Genomic DNA, 17,642 nt, shown 5'->3' with positions numbered 1-17,642 from the left:
CGCAGGCGGGTATTGCAGGTTTTGATACCGCAAGAGCTGATTACGACTTTGCATCTGGCGGCAATGGGCGTATGCATTGATCATATGATTGATGTCGGATTTGTCCGGCGATCCACAACCGCCACCTCTGATATCCGATGCTATGACCGCAGTTCAGACTACAGAGCAGCCTTCCGAAGAAAGTTTCGGCCGGCAATCCCGCATTATCGCCTTCGTCGTCGCAGTCTCCTTCTTCATGCAGGTCCTGGATGGCACGATCGTCACGACCTCGCTGCCGCAGATGGCGGCGAGCTTCGGCGTCGTGCCGGTGGCGATGAGCATCGGTATCACGGTCTATCTGCTGACCATGTCGGCCTTTGTCCCGCTGGCGGGTTGGGCCGGTGATCGCTATGGCGCCCGCCGGGTGTTTTTGGCATCGATCGTCATCTTTACCGTCGCCTCGTTGTTCTGCGGCCTGTCCGGCAATCTGACCGAATTCGTTGTCGCCCGCGCGGTGCAGGGGATCGGCAGCGCGCTGATGACCCCAGTTGGCCGTATCATCGTGCTGCGCAGCGCCCGCAAATCCGATCTCGTCCATGCCATGTCGATGATCACCTGGCCGGCATTGACCGCGCCTGTCCTTGGCCCCGTCCTCGGCGGCTACATCACCACCTATCTGACCTGGCACTGGAACTTTCTGATCAACATACCGATCGGCATCGTCGGGCTCGGCCTCGTCCTGCGCTTCGTGCCGGACCAGCGCGAAGAGAAGGTCGCAAGATTAGACCTCACTGGCTTCTTCGAATCGGCGGTGGGCCTGACGTTTCTGCTCGCCGGCCTCGAATTCGTCGTCCATGGTACCACCGGGCTTGCCGCCAGTGCCGGCCTGATTGCCGTCGGCGTCGTCTTTTCCATCGTTGCCACCAGGCATTTTCTGAGGGTCGACGCGCCGCTGCTCGATCTTTCCGCCTTCAAGATCCAGACCTTCGCCATGGCCACGCTTTCGGCCGGGACGGCGAGCCGGGTGGCGATCAATGCCACGCCCTTTCTGCTGCCGCTGCTTTTCCAGGTCGGCTTCGGTCTGACGGCGATCAATGCCGGCACCTATCTGCTGGTTTATTTCGCCGGCAATCTTGGCATGAAGGCGATCACGACGCCGATGCTGAAGGCTTTCGGTTTCCGCAGCGTGCTCGTCGTCAATGGCCTGATCTCGTCTGCGAGCATCGGCTGCTTCGCGCTGCTGTCGCCATCGACTCCCGATTGGCTAACCTACATCCTCCTGCTTTGCGCCGGCCTGTCCCGCTCGATGAATTTCACCGCGCTGAACACGCTTGCCTTCGCCGACATTCACGCGGCGCAACGCAGCTCTGCTTCGACCCTGTCGAGCATGCTGCAGCAGGTTTCGCTGCTGCTGGGCGTCGCAGTCGGCGCCGCAGTGCTCAACCTCTCGCGCACCGTTCACGGTGGCGAAACACTCACTCCTGTCGATTTCCGTTGGGCCTTCATCGCCATCGCTCTGATCGGCGTTGTCTCGTCGCTGCGCTTTCTCCGCCTGGCGCATGATGCGGGCGCGGAAGTATCCCGGCATAACACACGAAAATAATCGAGGGCGTTGTTGAAGTCGCAGGCGTTATATTCGGCGACTGCTTTGCTTTTGCTTGCGCGCAGGCTCTTGAATTGCCCGTGTTAACCAAGGGCAATGATTTTGTTCACACCGATATTGTTATGGCGTGATTGCCGATCAAACCAGCGTGACGTCGGGTCGCGCGATGGTGTAAAATACCTTCGTGATTCATATATATAAAGTGGGTTTCAACTCCACAGGAGGCACGTGTCATGCTGCTCAAGGCTCTTACCATCTCCGCCCTCGTCGTTGGCGTGTCCACCAGTGCCGTTTTGGCTGGCCCCGCTCACAAACATCGCACGACAACCTTCGACCCACAGGCAATGCAGACCGACGCTGCCTTCGTCGATCATTCCAAGGATGCGATCCTTCCGGATGGCACGATCAACACCGATCCGTCGGTGACCGGTCCGATCCGAGCCGGCGATACGATAACGAGGTTGCAATGCGCCGCAGCGCCGAACTCCGTTGGCGTTTCGAACACATACGCAGCGGGTCCGACCTCGCGTTGCCCCGGACAATAGTTTCGATGCGGGCGTGTTAGGCCATGCCGATATCCGTCCGGCCGAACTGGTCACCTTTCGCCAATAGCGGCTGCCGATAATAGCGGGCGCAGGCATAGGTCATGCAATCGTCCAAATCGAGATCGGCGGGATGGCGGCCCTTTCCGAAACGCTCATAGGCTTCGAGTGCGAGAAAAGCCGCGCGTGGGGGCGTGGCCAGCAGCTGAATGTTCATCAGCGTCAGGAATCTTCTGATCGCGTCGCTGGCATCGGCAAGAGACAGATCGAGCGTGGCGGCGACGCGGATCGCCGCCTGAGCTACTGCCGCGGGTGAAGTCATGCGCGCCGTATCGACCTGCATGCGCGCGGCAAATTCGCGCGCATCATCCTCATTCGTCATCATGGCGGCAAGCACCGAAGCATCGATGAACATCAGGCATCCCCTGATTGGCTGGTACCCGCTGCAATTCCGCCGCCCGCCTTTTGTTTGAGCTGACGGCAGAAGGTGACGGCGACATCGGCAAGCGAAGGCTTGGTAAGCTCCTCGTCCAGCGCTCTCTGCAATGCCAGCCGCACGGCTTCGGTTTTGGTGGAGGCTTTCGTCAGCGCCTGGTAGCGCCGCGCCAACCGGTCGATGGCGTCGTCTTTGATGTAAAGCGGCATGGGATATCCATTTTTTGATCTCTAGATATCCCTAGCGCATGGCGGCGAAGAGGACAATCATCCGGCAATTCTTGGATCGGTGATAGCGGACATGTTTTGCCCGAAGAAATGTTTTTGACTTATTTACATGACGAACATCATCTAACGTGCTAGCAATAGCCTTGATCACTTAACTTGCAGATTGCGAGGAGCATCATGTCTGTCACTGATCCTGTCGTTATCGTCGCTGCTACGCGTACCCCGCTCGGCCGCTTCCAAGGCGAATTGTCACCGCTGCAGGCGCCGGAACTCGGCTCCCATGTCATCCGTGCCGCATTGGAACGCGCCGGATTGTCCGCGGAGAAAGTGGACGAGGTGCTGTTCGGCTGCGTCCTGCCGGCCGGCCAGGGGCAGGCACCGGCGCGACAGGCGGCGCGAGGTGCGGGATTGCCGGATGCGGTCGGCGCCACGACGATCAACAAGGTCTGCGGTTCGGGCATGAAGGCGACAATGCTGGCGCATGACCTGATCCTTGCCGGCTCTGCCTCGATCGCGGTCTCCGGCGGCATGGAGTCGATGTCGAACGCGCCCTATCTGCTCGCGAAAGCGCGCGGTGGCTACCGGATGGGCCATGACCGCATCTTCGACCACATGATGCTCGACGGGCTGGAAGACGCCTATGAAAAAGGCCGCTCGATGGGTGATTTCGGTGAGATGGCCGTCGAAGCCTATCAGTTCAGCCGCGACGATCAGGATGCCTATGCCGTCGAGACGCTGACTCGAGCTCGCAGGGCGATCGAGACCGGGGCGTTCGAGGCCGAGATCACACCGATTTCGGTTGCTGCCAAGGCCGGTCCGATAGCGATCGCCAAGGATGAGCATCCGCAGAAGGTTTCGCCGGAAAAAATCCCCACGCTGAAGCCAGCATTCCGCAAGGACGGTACGATCACCGCGGCCAGCGCTTCGGCCAATGCGGACGGCGCGGCCGCGCTGGTGCTGACACGGCGCTCGATCGCCGAGCGCGAAGGACTGCCGATCCTCGCCGAAATCAAGGCGCATGCCACCCATAGCCAGGAACCGGCCTGGTACACAACGGCGCCGATCCCGGCGATCCGCAAGGTATTGGACAAGGCCGGCTGGAAGGTCGGCGATGTCGACCTCTTCGAGATCAACGAAGCCTTCGCCGTCGTCGCCATGGCTGCTGCTAAGGATCTCGGCATCGATCGCGACCGCCTCAACATCAACGGCGGCGCCTGTGCGCTGGGCCATCCGATCGGGGCTACCGGCGCGCGGCTGATCGTGACGCTGCTGCATGCGCTGGCGCGTCAGGGCGCAACGCGCGGTGTCGCAGCACTCTGCATCGGCGGAGGCGAGGCTACGGCGATTGCGGTGGAGAGGGTGAGCTAAGGATAAGCGCGGCGGCCGCCTCGTCCTTCGAGGCCCGGTCGCTTCGGCTAACGCTTCATCGCGTGCGCACCTCTGGATGAGGCGGAGAGAGTGCACCGGAAGGCCTCAGAGCTGCTGCGGCCCGTCCTCGTTCAGCACGCTCACGATAACGCAAGAGCAGGTCAGAGCAGCCGGCGAGAAGATCAGCCCTCACTCTGAGGTGCGGAGGCTGAAGCCGCAGCCTCGAAGAGCGAGGGCGGGTGGCTCGGCAACCTCACCCCTCCGATAACTCCTCCAGGATCGGACAATCCGGCCGCTCATTGCCATGGCAGGCATGGACCAAATGCTCCAGCGTGCGACGCAGCTCCGTCAGTTCGCGGATCTTGCGGTCGATCTCGGTGAGCTTCGCCGTGGCGATCTCCTTGACGTCGGCGCTGGCGCGGCTTTTGTCTTCGTAGAGCGCCAGCAGTTGCCGGCACTCGTCGACGGAGAAGCCGAGGCTGCGGGAGCGGTTGAGGAAACGCAGCTTGTGTACGTCGTCAGAGCCATAATCGCGGTAGCCGTTGCCGCCGCGATCGGGGCGGATCAGGCCGATATCCTCGTAATAGCGGATCGTCTTTGCCGGCAGGCCGGAACGGCCCGATGCTTCGCCGATATTCATGTGAACTCTCCTTATTTGGCCAGTCTCAGCCGCAGCGCGTTGGCGATGACCGAGACCGAGGACAGGCTCATGGCGGCGGCTGCGATCATCGGCGATAGAAGCAGGCCGAAGACCGGGTAGAGCACACCTGCCGCCAGCGGCACGCCGAGAGCATTGTAACCGAAGGCGAAGGCCAGGTTCTGTTTGATATTGCGGATCGTCGCTTCCGAAAGATGCCGCGCCCTGACGATGCCGTTGAGATCGCCCTTTACCAGGGTGATGCCGGCGCTCTCCATCGCGACATCGGCACCGGTTCCCATCGCGATGCCAACATCGGCTGCAGCGAGCGCCGGCGCGTCGTTGACGCCGTCGCCGGCCATGGCGACCACATTGCCCTTGGCCCGCAGCTCGTCGATCAGCGCCTTCTTGCCTTCCGGCAACATGTCCGCCTTCACTTCGTCGATGCCGAGATGAGCGGCGACTGCCTTGGCGGTCAGCCCATTGTCGCCGGTCGCCATGATGATCTTCAGGCCGCTTTCATGGAGCGCCTTGATGGCGGCTGCGGTCGTCGGCTTGATGCGGTCGGCGACGGCAACGAGGCCGGCCAGCTGACCGTCGAAGGCGACGAACATCACGGTCTTGCCGTCACCGCGCAGGCGCTCGGTCTCAGCCTGCAGCGCATCGGTCGCAACGCCGAGATCGGCCATCATTGCGGCATTGCCGAGGGCGATTGCCGTATCACCGGCGCGGCCCTCCACGCCCTTGCCGGTCTTTGCCACGAAGCCGGATATATCGACTAGGCTCGCGCCGCGCTCCTGTGCGCCCGCGACGATCGCCTCGGCCAGCGGATGTTCGGAGCCGCGTTCGAGGCTGGAGGCAAGCGACAGCAGGCGGCTTTCGTCCACACCGGCGGCAGGGATGACATCGGTCAGGTTCGGCCTGCCCTCGGTCAATGTGCCGGTCTTGTCGACAATCAGCGTGTCGACTTTGGCGAAGCGCTCGAGCGCCTCGGCGTCGCGCACCAGCACGCCCTCCTGCGCGCCACGGCCGGTGGCGATCATGATCGACATCGGCGTTGCAAGTCCCAATGCGCAGGGGCAGGCGATGATGAGGACGGCGACGGCGGCAAGCAGCGCATGCGCCAGCGTCGGCTCCGGTCCGACAAAGGCCCAAACCGCAAAGGCGATAATGGCGGCGAGCACGACGGTGGGCACGAAGACGGCCGAAACACGATCGACCATCGTCTGGATCGGCGCACGAGACCGCTGCGCCTTGGCGACCAACTCGACGATCCGCGACAGCGTTGTTTCCGCGCCGACCTTTTCGGCAATCATGACCAGCGAGCCGTTCTTGTTGATGGTGCCGCCGGTCAGCGCGTCCCCTTGGGTCTTTTCGACCGGCAGCGGCTCGCCCGTGATCATCGATTCGTCGATGGTCGACTGTCCATCGACAACCGAACCGTCCACGGGCACACGCTCGCCGGGACGCACGCGCAGCCGGTCGCCGGCCTGGATCTCGTCTACGGGCACATCGGCCTCGCTGCCGTCGGTGCCGATACGGCGGGCGGTCTTGGGCGCGAGGTCGAGCAGGGCGCGGATCGCCGAGCCGGTGCGCTCACGCGCCTTCAGTTCCAGCACCTGTCCAACAAACACCAAGGCAACGATGACCGACCCGGCTTCGAAATAGACGGGCACGCTTTCGCCATGCCCACGAAAGCTCATCGGGAAAATGCCGGGTAAGAGCGTCGCCACGAGGCTATAGAGATAGGCCGTACCGACGCCGAGGCCGATCAGCGTCCACATATTCGGGCTGCGATTGACGAGCGAGTTCCAGGCGCGGCGGAAGAAGGGCAGGGCGGCCCAGAGTACAACCGGTGTCGCAAGGACAAGTTCGACCCATGTGGCGATCGGCTCGCCGATCCAGTCGCGGATAGGCAGGCCGATCATCGGACCCATGCTGATAATGAGCAGGGGCAGCGACAAGGCTGCGCTGATCCAGAGGCGGCGCGTGAAATCGATCAGCTCCGGGTTCGGGCCTTCGTCGGCAGCGGGCACGCCCATGGGCTCCAGCGCCATGCCGCATTTCGGGCAATCGCCTGGGTGGTCGCTGACGACCTCGGGATGCATCGGGCAGGTATAAAGCGTGCCCTTCGGCATCGGCTTCGGTGCTGGCCTATTGCCATTGAGATATGCTGATGGATCCGCCTCGAACTTCGCCTTGCAGCCGGCGGAGCAGAAATAGAATTTCTCGCCTTCGTGTTTCAGGAAATGTCGCGCGGTGGCGCGATCGACCGTCATGCCGCAGGTGGGGTCCGTGGCGGTAAGATAATCTTCCGGCGCGGCTTCGAATTTCGTGCGGCAGCCATTGCAGCAGAAATGAAATGTGCGGCCGTTATAGTCCAGCGACGGCTTGTCGGCGTTCGGATCCACGGTCATGCCGCAGACGGGGTCGCGGGTCACCGTATCCTCGGAATCGGTGTCGTGATGATGATGGTGGTGACCGTTGCCGTGATGGCTGTGATCGTGCTCGTCATGCAATGCCATAATAAACTCCTTTGCCCCAGAGAGGGCGTCGGAAAACTTTATGAACCTTCCTGTAACTGGAAGGTCAAGAAGAAAAATAGTGATGGCGGTCCACAGTTGAAAGAGGCGGCTTTCTATCCCGATGCGATCGGCGGTGTTACCTTCCGCAAGACAGAATCAATCATGTGATTCCAATGCGATATGATCTTGCCACCCTACCGCTGACGACGCTTCTCCCTGCGATGACCAGAGCAGAGGATATGCTTGCGCGGTTGGATGAGCGGGTGTTGCGGCATGTCGTCGGCGACGGTTTTCGTGAGCGCGGTCATTTTTTCGATGCTGTCGCCGCGCTCTGGGTCGGTGGCGAGCTGGTGCATATCGAAGATCTGGTGCTGCATGATGCGCATGTGGATGCCCGCGCGCCGACGCATGAATTGACCATCGCCCACGCGGTGCTGCGCGCCCGGCGACGGCTGTGGAATGCCGAGCCGGACTGGGGGTTGGGAACGGCCGGTCTTGCAGTCTTGAGCGGTGATATCGGCGATGCCGAGGAAACCGTCACCCTACGCCCCATGCCTGTCGAGACGTCGGCAACGGAAGAGGATGACGACGACGACGGTGACGATTTCGGTATGGATTTTTCCGAGATCGACGCCGTTATCGCCCGCTCCGGCCAGGTGCTGGACGGAAAGACCCCGCAGCCCAAGGCAGTGACCATGGACGATCCGCTCGGTCTGATCCGAGATGATGACTGGGACGAAAACGAGCGGCTGGAAAACTGGCGCGCCGTCATCCATGAGGCCGATCTCCTGCCGCCGGCTTTGGGCGCTGCCGTACTGTTCGACGCCTGGGAGCGGCTCGAGCCGCTGCGGCGGCAACATTGGCTGGGCAGCCAGCTCGTCAGCGCCTATCTTCGCCGCCGCGGTAAGGTCACTTCTCACCTTTTCTGCCTCAATACCGGCCTGAAGTCCGTTCGGCATGAGCGCCGCCGCTCGTCGGATCGCTCCATCCGGCTGATGGCTTTTCTTGAAGCCATGGCACTTTCGGCCGAGGCCGGTCTGAAGGAGCTCGATCGCCTGTCGCTTGCCAAGATACAGATGGAGCGGCGGCTGAAAGATCGGCGGTCGAACAGCAGCTTGCCTGGCGTCATCGAGATTGTGCTTGCCCGGCCTATCGTCTCTGCCAGCATGGTTGCCCGCCATGTCGGCGTCACGTCCCGCGGCGCCCTCAATTTGGTGGCCGAACTCGGCGTGCGCGAGATGACCGGACGCGGGCGTTATCGCGGCTGGGGTATCCTTTAGTGCGGTAAGCACTAGATTGCTCATCTGAGGGTCGCGCCGTCATTGTCCGCGTAGCGGAATGCGGCTAGCTTCGTGTTCCCACCTTCACGGAAGTCACTTCATGCCCCTGATCGATACCGCCAACGCCTTCATCGAACTCTTCGCGCAGCCCGTTCGCGCTGTGGATAGCGGCTCGCTCGCCGGGCTGACCTTTGCCGCCAAGGACAATATCGATGTCGAAGGGCGGATTACCGGCAATGGCAATCCGGTCTGGCGGCGTGCGCATGGCCCAGCGGCGGCGCATGCGCCTGTCGTTGCCCGGCTGCTGGCCGAGGGTGCAGTGCTCGCCGGCAAGACGCATATGGATGAATTTGCCTATAGCCTGATGGGCACCAACGCGCATTACGGCACGCCGCTCAATAGCGCGGCACCCGATCGCGTGCCCGGTGGCTCCTCTTCCGGCTCCGCTTCCGCGGTCGGCGCCGGCCTGGTGGATTTCGCGCTGGGAACGGATACGGGCGGCTCGGTGCGGCTGCCCGCCTCCTTCAACGGAATTTTCGGCATGCGGCCCAGTCATGCTGCGATCGATATGGGCGGAGTGGTGCCGCTCGGACCTGGTTTCGATACGCTCGGCTGGTTTGCCCGCGATGCCGGAACACTGGCTCGTGTCGGCCGCGCGCTTGGTCTGGCAGGCGAGGCGGATTTTTCGGTGGCGTGGCTGCCCTCCGATATCTGGACGGGCGTCGATCCGGGACTTGCCGCCTTGCTGCGGCCGATGGCGGAAAAGGTCGCGGCGCGGTTCAGCAAAACTGTTACCGACCCGTTGCCGATCGTCGGGCCGGAAGAACGGTCCGAAGTTTACCGTTTCTGGCAGGGCTATGATGCCTGGAAAGTTTTGGGCAGCTGGGTCGAGGCGCATGACGCCGAACTCGGTCCCGATATCGCCGCGCGTTTCGCCGCGGCCCGATCCATCAGCGACGAGACCTTTGCCAGGGTCGATGCAACGCGTCGCGACATTGCCCGAACAATGGACGCAGCACTTGCCAACGGCCTGGTCATGATTATCCCGACGGCGCCGGGTCCCGCGCCGCTAAGGGATTCATCGCGAGAGATGTTCGAGGCCTACCGCCAGCAAGCCCTCGGCATCCTCTCCGTCGCCGGCCACGCCGGCCTGCCGCAGATTTCGATGCCGGCCGGGAAAATGGACGGCGGACCGGTAGGGCTATCCGTCATCGGCCGCCGCGGCAGTGATGGCGCGCTGCTGGACTTGGTGGAACGGCTGTGAGACCTATCCCAGCGGCCCGGTCGAGTGCCTGACAATCAGCCCACCCGATATTCGCCTGACGCTTGATGGTTGGCCCGGCTGGCAAGAGCCGTCTTCCAGCATGCCGACAACGACGGTGACGATCTCGTCCAGCGGCTGGCGAAACGTCGTCAGCGCATAATGCGGCCAGCTCGCCATGGGGATGTCATCGAAACCGGCGACGGAAATGTCCTCAGGCACCCGCTTGCCGACGTCCTCGCGCAGCGCGTCGATGCCGCCGATCGCGAGAATGTCGTTGGCGAAGAAGATCGCATCGGCGTTGTTCTTGGCAGCGATTTCGAGTGCGGCGCGGCGGCCGGCCTCATAGCTGTATTCCCCGCCATCGACACGGCCCGTCAGCGTCATGCCCAGTTCGGCGATGCGGGTAATGAAGGCGTTCTGTCGCTCCAGATTGGTGGTGGTATGGCTGAGGCCCGAGACGTAGGCGACGCGGCGGCGGCCGAGCTCGTGGAAATGATCGGCAATGGCGCGTGCGCCCTCGACGTTGTCGCAGCAGACGCAGTTGATATCGGCATCCTCGACGACACGGTTGATCAGGATCGCAGCACGGCCCTCGGTCGCCCAATGCAGGGTCGCTCCCGAAAGCATCGTCGCCGAAATGACGATGACGGCATCAACATTATAGCGTCTCAGCGCCGAGAGCTGCTCTTCGATATTCGAGCCTTTGGTGATGTTGAACAGCAGGCTCTGCAGGCCGATGCGCTGCAGGCCCTGCGAAAGCTTCTGGATGAGCGCGGGATAGAAAGGATTGCTCATGTCGGAAACGACGATGCCGACGATGTTGGTGCGGCTCTTCGACAGCATGCTGGCGATCGCGTTCGGATGGTAATCCTGCTCCTCCGCGAATTTCAGGATTTTTTGGCGCAGCTCCGCTGCGATGCTGGCCCCCGGCGTGAAGGCGCGGGAGACCGCCGACTGGCTGACCCCGATCATGCGCGCCAGCTCACGCGCGGTGATCGGCCTTCTCTTTCCATCTGACGATCCTACGCCGCGCGCCATCTGCGTCCCCGAATTGACTGTCTTGCGGCCTCAACCGCCGCTGCACGGTCAATACCGTTCCGATCGATTTCATTCAATCGATTCATTCGGATTGAAGTTCATGTTGAATGCGTATGCAAGTCATATTAATGTGCGCCTGCGTTCGGGGGGAGATCGGGCGCCGAATGGTATGATGATCGGTGGAGGCAATTCGAATGCCTGATGCGCTGGACGATCTCAGGGTCGTCGATTTTTCGGACAATGTGGGTGGTCAATATTGCGCGCGGCTGCTTGCCGACTTCGGCGCGGAGGTGGTCCTGGTGGAGCCTGAGGGCGGTTCGCCGATCCGGCGCATGCCGCCGTTTTCAGCGAAGGACGGCGGGCTTTCGCTGCGCTTCTGGCATCTCAACACCGGCAAACGTTCCGTCAGCCTCAACCGCGAAAGCGTCGAGGGTCGTGTCCGGTTGGACGCGCTGCTGGCGAGTGCCGACGTCGCCATCCTGCCGGAGGATTTCGACGCGGCCGAGGTAGAGAAGATCAATCCGCGATGCGTCGCCGTTACAGTCAGCCCCTTCGGCAAGGATGGTCCGCTGAAGGATTGGAAAGCGCCCGAAATCGTGCTGCAGGCGCTGTCGGGCATGATGAACAACAACGGCGAATTCGGGCGCGAACCACTCTATGGCGTCGGCGACCGCGCTTCGTTTGCCGCCGGCGTTGCGGCCTATATCGGCGTCATGGCGGCGCTCTCCGCGCGCTACACGGATGGCGAGGGGCAAGTGGTCAGCGTCGATCTAGGGGAAACGGCTGCCGCCATGTGCTTTCCCTATGTGCTTCGGCACATCTACAATGGCTCCGTCCATCGCCGCAATGATCAGACTATCCCGGCAGGCCAGGTGAAGTGCCGCGATGGTTGGGTGTGCATCTGGATCTATAATCACCGCTGGCATGCGGTGTGCACGGCGCTCGATCTGCCGGAGATGGAGCGCGATCCGCGTTTTGCCGATCCGGCCATCCGCCGGCGAAACTGGGAAGCCATGTTTGCCATCATCCAGGCGAAGGTCGCCGATCTTGCCGCCGAAGGCCTGGTGGAGCGGCTGCAGCAGGCGCAGGTGATCGCCGCGAAGGCCTATCGTCCGTCCGAGCAATTCGGCAATGCCCATCTCAATAGCCGCAATTATTGGGAAAGCGTCGCTGGCAGGGTTATCCTCGGGCCGCCGTTTCGCATGAGCGAGACGCCGCGCCGCGTGCGGGCGGGTGCGCCGGATCTGGGCGAAGGAAGTTTCAATCTTGATGGACAAGGGGGCCGTCCTCGTCCTTGGAGGGTCGCTGCGCTCCCGCCTCAGGATGAGGATGGAGCCAGCCCAGTGCTTCGGGATAGAAGCAAACAGAATGCAGTTGCATCAGAGCAAATCACCAAGGAAGTTGGAGTAGCGGCACGGCTCGAGATTAGCCCTCATCCTGAGGCGCGGAGGCCGCAGGCCGGAGCCTCGAAGGACGAGGGCGGGCAAAGAACCGCGGTTCCACGTCTCCCCCTGCAGGGCATCCGGGTCATCGAGATCACGACCGCCTGGGCCGGGCCGATGGCGGGGCGGGTACTTGGCTATTTCGGGGCCGAATCGATCCATGTGGAGTCACCGAACCGGGTCAATTCCTGGCGATTGAACAAGGAAAAGCCCAATCCGATCAATTTCCCGGGCGGCAAGCCGGGTGAGCGCTTCTTCGACCGGTCCTTTCTGTTCAACTCGCAAAACGTCAACAAGCTTTCCTGCATTCTCAATCTGAAGACGGAGGAGGGGCGGCAGACATTGCTGCGGCTGGTGGCGGTGGCCGATGTGCTGATCTGTAATTTCCGGCCGGGGACGCTGGCCAAGCTCGGACTTGATTACGACAATCTCACCAAGATCAAGCCGGATATCATCGTCGCGGAACTGCCGGCTTTCGGGCGCGATGGACCGATGTCCGGTTATGCCGCGCTCGGCCCGACCATGGAAATGGCGACCGGCATGTCCGCAATGATGGGCTATCGCAATGGCCAGCCGGAGAATACCGGTCCGTCCTATCTCGATCCGATCGGCGGCTTCAATGCCGCGGCCGCCATTCTGACAGCCCTGCATTACCGCCGACGAACCGGCAAGGGCCAATATGTCGAGGTGCCGCAAGTGGAAGCTGCGATGCAGCTGGTCGGCGCGGAACTGCTGCTTGCGACCGAGACCGGCCTCGATCCGGTGCCGGACGGAAACCACGTTGCCCATATGGCGCCGCACGATGCGTTTCAGGCTGACGGCGAAGACCAATGGGTTGTGATCGCCGCGGAGGACGAGACGCAGTGGCGGGCCCTCTCTGCTGCGATTGAGAGACCGGATCTGGCTGAAGACAGCCGCTTTGCGACGCTGGCGGCGCGGCGTGTCAATGAGGATCTGTTGACCGGAATCATCGCGGATTGGACGCGTGGGCGCAGCAAGCATGAGGTGGCGAGGCGGCTGCAGGAGGCTGGCGTTGCCGCGGCCCCGGTCGCAACCGCTGCGGATCTTGCCGGCAGCGACTACCTCGCCCATCGCGGTTTCTTCACCGAGCTCGATCATCCCGATGCCGGGCGGCATCCGCATCCGGGCCTGCCGATCCGCCTGAGCCGCACGCCCGGCTCGCAACGCAGTGCGGCCCCGCAATTCGGCGGCGACAATCTGCGGGTGCTCCGGGATATCCTTGCTCTGTCAGATGAAGAGATCGATCAACTCCAGGCCAGCGCCGCAACGGCGACCGTGCCGTTTGCCGATGGGTGAGCCCGATATGCCCTTTTCCCCCTCTACCGACAAAGCGCTCTTCCCGCGCAGTTTGACCGTTCACGTACAGCTCGATGATGATCCCCGTTACAAGGGCTCGATCCATGACGATGATGTCGCCCGTGCCCGAGGCTACAAGGCGGCTCTGGTGCCCGGCGCTTTCGTCTACGGCCATATCAGTCGCGTGGCGATCGAAGCCTGGGGGCAGGTCTGGGCGGAACGCGGCGGCATGGGCGCTCGCTTTCGCCGGCCGGTCTACAATGGCGATGTACTGACCATCACGGCCGCCGAACTAACGGATGGTCCTGAGATGCGCCGGGCCATGATCAGTGCTGTCAACGAGGAGGGCGAAGAGGTGGCGTCCGGCTGGGTCGGGTTGCCGGATACGCAGCCCGTTGCGCCGAATATTTCAGGATTCGCGATATTGCCGCAGCCCCAGACGCCGTCGCGTGTCGTGGCTGGTGAGTTGCAGCCGGGCATGCCGGTGACGACAGCCGCCAGGGTGCTGACCGAAGCGGATTTCCGAAAATCGCTTTCGGCTTTCGGCGAGCGGCATCCGCTCTACAGCGATCCAGGCTTCGTGCATTCCGGCTGCCTGATGCGGCTCGCCATGGGCGACACCAACAATAGCTTCGCCTTTCCCGCGCCAGTGGTTTTGACCAGTGCCGAGGCGCAGCATTTCGGCCTCGTCCGTCCCGGCCAACGCCTGGCCACAGCCGGACGCATAACCGACGCGTCGCTGCGCAAGGGCAAATATTATTTCGAGAGCGAGGAGTTCATGATGGCCGACAATGTCCTAGTGGCCCGGTTCCGTCGGAGCTCGATCTACGCTTACGCCTGAGCTGTTTTTTCCTTCTGGGAATATCTGTGTTGCCACAACATGCCAGCAAAGGCGGCTTTGCGGCTTTATGGACGCGTGCTACCTTATTCATCCTACCAATTAGTGCGGTTTTCCCGAATTTGCCCGTACGACGATCTTGCATACGGATGCAAAATGCGCAATGGTGCGCTCTGTGGAGAGAGTGACTGCCGGGTGAAAACGGCAGGTATTGCGAGGATCGCAGGAGGCTATTGAGAATTTTCTGAGCAAGGGCAGCCCCGTTGGGCTGAACGGCAACCCGTGCCTTCCCCGTGGGAGACTGGCACGAATTGATCCGTTCGCCGCGTATCGCCAGCTCCGACCCCATTTTCGGCCACCAGGCCGGACTGTCATTCAACATTTCGTTTGCAGCAAGGATTTTGGGCGTGCCGACTTCTACAACCATTAAATCCGTCGAGGCTTTCCAGGTCAGCTGGGAGCCCAACGAGCCGCCGGGCCGCCGTACGGCGTTCATCCGCGTCACCACGACCGACGGTATCGTCGGCCATGGTGAAGCGTCGCCGATGATGGGCGGCGAGCACTCGCTTGGCGTGGTCAGGGATTTCGCCGAATCCCTGGTCGGCCTCGATGCGCTCGACCACGCCATCATCTTCGACCGGCTGATGCACAAATATATCAAGCTCGGGCCGGAAGGCGCGGTCACCGGTGCACTCGCCGCGTTCGACGTCGCGCTCTGGGACATCAAGGGCAAGTTCTTCAACCAGCCGATCCATCAATTGCTCGGCGGCGCCTGGCGTAAGGAAATTCCTTTCTATTCCTCTGTCGGCAACAATGCCTTCCGCACTCTCGACGAGACGCTGCGCGCCGTTGAAGAGCGCTTCAGGTCGGAAACGCCGGCGCTGATCAAGTTCCGTCAGGACGGAGACCGGTCGCGCCAGGATATCGACGTTCCCGGCGACATCGCCAAGATCAAGGCGGTGCGCAAACTCGTCGGCGACGGTTTCCCGCTCGCCTTCGATGCCAGCAATCTCTACTCCGTCGGAACGGCGATGCGTGTTGGCCGGGTGCTGGAGGACGAGGGCTATATCTGGTTCGAGGAGCCGGTGCAGCATTACAACGTCCGCGCCATGGGCGAGATCGCCCAGCGCCTCAGCATCACCGTTTCGGCGGGCGAACAGACATATACGACGCAAGCTCTCGTCGACATGATCAATGCCGGTGTGCGCATGGTGCAGCCCGACGTCATCAAGATGGGTGGCATTACCGGCCTGATGCAGTGCATGGCGATCTGCCACGCCCATGGCGTCGAGCTGGTACCGCACCAGACGCAGCCAACCATCGGCCATGTCGCCAACCTGCACGTTCTTTCCGCCATCATGCATCTGACCAAGCCGGCCGAGTTTGCCGATCCGTCGACGCGCATGCATGTCGCCTTCGACAATCTGCCGAAGCCTCAGAATGGAAAGTTTGTAGTGCCTTCTGGCCCGGGGCTGGGCCTTTCGATCAACGACGCCGAACTGAACAAGCGTCGCAGCTGATATTCCTGGGAGGATAGTTATGAGCCTGAAGAGACGTGAATTCCTTGAACTGACGGCTGCGACGGCGGCGATGAGCATGATCGGGCTAAGGGCTGCCCGCGCGCAGAGCGCAGATGTGATCCGCATCGGCATTGCCGCCACCGGCCCGCGTACCAGCGATCCGAACCAGACGACGCAGGGCGGCGATAATTGGGCGACCGAGCAGATATACGAACAGCTCGTCCGCCCCGATGACGGCGCTTTCGCCACGACGCCGGATCAATATGTTCCGACGCTTGCCACCGAGTGGACGACGTCGCCGGACGCCAAGACCTGGACCTTCAAGCTGCGCCAGGGCGTGCAGTTCCACAAAGGTTATGGCGAGATGACCTCCGACGACGTGGTCTTCTCCTTCAAGCGCGCGATCAAGGACGGCACCAATACGACGATCCTGGCCAATATCGCCGACGTCGTTGCCAAGGGCCCCTATGAGGTCGACGTCCAGTTAAAGACGCCCGACGTCAACCTGCTCGGCACGTCGATCTTTTGCAATAACACGTCCATCGTCTCGAAGAAGGCGTTCGACAAGATCGGCGCGGCAAAATTCGCCACCGATGCCGTCGGCACCGGCCCCTACGAACTCACCCGCTTCGACAATCAGTGGGGCGCCGCGATGAAGCGCCACGAGGGCTATTGGGACACGAAAAACAAGGCAAAGATCGCCAACGTCGAATGCGTATATATCGCCGACACTACGGCGCGTACGCTGGCGCTGCTGTCGGGCGATGTCGACATGATCGAGGCCGTACGCGCACCGGGCTGGGTCGACTCCATGCTGCAGCGCGACTCGACGCTGAAATTCGACATGACCGCGCCGGGCTCGTTCAACACGCTCCACGTCAACCTCAACCGCAAGCCCTTTGACAACCTCAAGGTCCGCCAGGCGATCATGTATGCCGTCGACCGCCACGCGGTTGCCGATGCATTGAAGCCGATGGGTGGCTTCACGGCCGGTTTGCAACCCGATTTCTTCCCGGCCGGCTTCAAGACCCAGGATCTGCCGCCGGAACTGCAATACAACTACGATCCGGCCAAGGCGAAGGCACTGCTTGCCGAAGCCGGCTTTCCGAACGGCTTCGATTTCGACAGCAATTGCAGCCAGCGCGAGGACTATTCCTCCATCATGCTGATCGTCCAGGAACAGCTGCGCGCGGTTGGCATGCGCATGAACCTGCATATTGGCGACCATACCGCCTATCATGCCGACAATCACATGGACAAGAACACCCTCGCTTTGCATTCGTCGAGCTATCCGCCGATCCCGACGCAGCTTTATTTCCAGCAGCTTTCGACCAAGTCCGAGGTTAAGGCCGACGGCAGCGGCGGTATCAACTACAGCCATTATGGTGTCGCCATGCCCGGCATCGACGGGCTGCTCGACAAGGCGCTGCAGTCCACCGACTTCAAGAGCTACGTCGATTATTGCAAGCAGATCGAGCTGCAGGTGCTGCGTGATCTGCCGTTGATCGGCATGTCGACGCTCTCCTTCACCGTGGCGCGCAACGCCCGCATCAGTCTCGGCTACGACGTCAAGAGCGGTTACGCCCGCTGGCGTTTCCATCGCGCCACCAAGACCGCGTAAAGCTT

General features: G+C 62.0%; 14 protein-coding genes. 9 read left to right on the top strand and 5 right to left on the bottom strand.

Translation table 11 applies throughout. From position 1 onward, the window contains the following. Nucleotides 1–142: 142 nt before the first annotated feature. The gene (locus PY649_RS29315) at nucleotides 143–1,582 is read left to right on the top strand and encodes an MFS transporter (protein ID WP_285872411.1); all 1,440 of its coding nucleotides are present in this window, start codon (nucleotides 143–145) and stop codon (nucleotides 1,580–1,582) included. 233 nt (nucleotides 1,583–1,815) lie between these two features. Then, a complete protein-coding gene (locus PY649_RS29305) occupies nucleotides 1,816–2,127 on the top strand; it encodes a hypothetical protein (protein ID WP_285872410.1) in 312 nt (103 codons plus the stop codon). Nucleotides 2,128–2,143: 16 nt separating this feature from the next. Here PY649_RS29305 and PY649_RS29300 read toward each other — a convergent pair whose 3' ends face one another. Continuing rightward, nucleotides 2,144–2,539, bottom strand: coding sequence for a type II toxin-antitoxin system VapC family toxin (locus PY649_RS29300; RefSeq protein ID WP_285872409.1), 396 nt, complete (start codon nucleotides 2,537–2,539; stop codon nucleotides 2,144–2,146). Continuing rightward, entirely contained in the window at nucleotides 2,539–2,769 is a 231-nt protein-coding gene (locus PY649_RS29295; protein ID WP_285872408.1) for a type II toxin-antitoxin system VapB family antitoxin, read from the bottom strand. The genes PY649_RS29300 and PY649_RS29295 overlap by 1 nt, the downstream gene beginning before the upstream one ends. Before the next feature lie 195 nt (nucleotides 2,770–2,964). Between PY649_RS29295 and PY649_RS29290 the strand changes: the two genes are divergently transcribed. Beyond that, on the top strand, nucleotides 2,965–4,155 hold the full coding sequence (locus PY649_RS29290; protein ID WP_285872406.1) for an acetyl-CoA C-acyltransferase: 1,191 nt from the start codon (nucleotides 2,965–2,967) through the stop codon (nucleotides 4,153–4,155). A 253-nt stretch (nucleotides 4,156–4,408) separates the two neighbouring features. Here the strand turns inward: PY649_RS29290 and cueR are convergent, their stop codons facing one another. Together cueR and PY649_RS29280 are read right to left on the bottom strand one after the other, a co-directional pair. Further along, nucleotides 4,409–4,795, bottom strand: coding sequence for a Cu(I)-responsive transcriptional regulator (cueR, locus tag PY649_RS29285; RefSeq protein WP_285872405.1), 387 nt, complete (start codon nucleotides 4,793–4,795; stop codon nucleotides 4,409–4,411). A gap of 11 nt (nucleotides 4,796–4,806) precedes the next feature. Continuing rightward, entirely contained in the window at nucleotides 4,807–7,317 is a 2,511-nt protein-coding gene (locus PY649_RS29280) for a heavy metal translocating P-type ATPase (RefSeq protein ID WP_285872404.1), read from the bottom strand. Between the two features lie 173 nt (nucleotides 7,318–7,490). On the opposite strand from PY649_RS29280, the gene PY649_RS29275 reads away from it, so the two are divergent. Together PY649_RS29275 and PY649_RS29270 are read left to right on the top strand one after the other, a co-directional pair. Beyond that, on the top strand, nucleotides 7,491–8,597 hold the full coding sequence (locus PY649_RS29275; protein ID WP_285872403.1) for an RHE_PE00001 family protein: 1,107 nt from the start codon (nucleotides 7,491–7,493) through the stop codon (nucleotides 8,595–8,597). 100 nt (nucleotides 8,598–8,697) lie between these two features. Further along, entirely contained in the window at nucleotides 8,698–9,861 is a 1,164-nt protein-coding gene (locus PY649_RS29270) for an amidase (protein ID WP_285872402.1), read from the top strand. Nucleotides 9,862–9,864: 3 nt separating this feature from the next. Here the strand turns inward: PY649_RS29270 and PY649_RS29265 are convergent, their stop codons facing one another. Then, nucleotides 9,865–10,899 carry a LacI family DNA-binding transcriptional regulator gene (locus tag PY649_RS29265; protein ID WP_285872401.1) on the bottom strand — a complete coding sequence of 345 codons (1,035 nt, stop codon included), beginning with the start codon at nucleotides 10,897–10,899 and terminating at the stop codon, nucleotides 9,865–9,867. 194 nt (nucleotides 10,900–11,093) lie between these two features. On the opposite strand from PY649_RS29265, the gene PY649_RS29260 reads away from it, so the two are divergent. From PY649_RS29260 to PY649_RS29245, 4 genes are all read left to right on the top strand, one after another. Next, nucleotides 11,094–13,658 carry a CaiB/BaiF CoA transferase family protein gene (locus PY649_RS29260; RefSeq protein WP_285872400.1) on the top strand — a complete coding sequence of 855 codons (2,565 nt, stop codon included), beginning with the start codon at nucleotides 11,094–11,096 and terminating at the stop codon, nucleotides 13,656–13,658. Nucleotides 13,659–13,665: 7 nt separating this feature from the next. After that, nucleotides 13,666–14,499 (top strand): hotdog family protein, encoded by an 834-nt coding sequence (locus PY649_RS29255; RefSeq protein WP_285872399.1) that lies wholly within the window; start codon nucleotides 13,666–13,668, stop codon nucleotides 14,497–14,499. Between the two features lie 404 nt (nucleotides 14,500–14,903). After that, nucleotides 14,904–16,016, top strand: a complete 1,113-nt coding sequence (locus tag PY649_RS29250; protein WP_285872398.1) for a mandelate racemase/muconate lactonizing enzyme family protein — start codon at nucleotides 14,904–14,906, stop codon at nucleotides 16,014–16,016. A 19-nt stretch (nucleotides 16,017–16,035) separates the two neighbouring features. Next, nucleotides 16,036–17,637 (top strand): ABC transporter substrate-binding protein, encoded by a 1,602-nt coding sequence (locus PY649_RS29245; protein WP_285872397.1) that lies wholly within the window; start codon nucleotides 16,036–16,038, stop codon nucleotides 17,635–17,637. The last annotated feature ends 5 nt before the right edge of the window (nucleotides 17,638–17,642 follow it).

Origin of the sequence: Rhizobium mayense, assembly GCF_030272705.1 — a bacterium.
Taxonomy (GTDB): domain Bacteria; phylum Pseudomonadota; class Alphaproteobacteria; order Rhizobiales; family Rhizobiaceae; genus Rhizobium; species Rhizobium mayense.
Note: the sequence above shows the minus strand (reverse complement) of the source record. Positions and strands in the feature narration are given on the sequence as shown.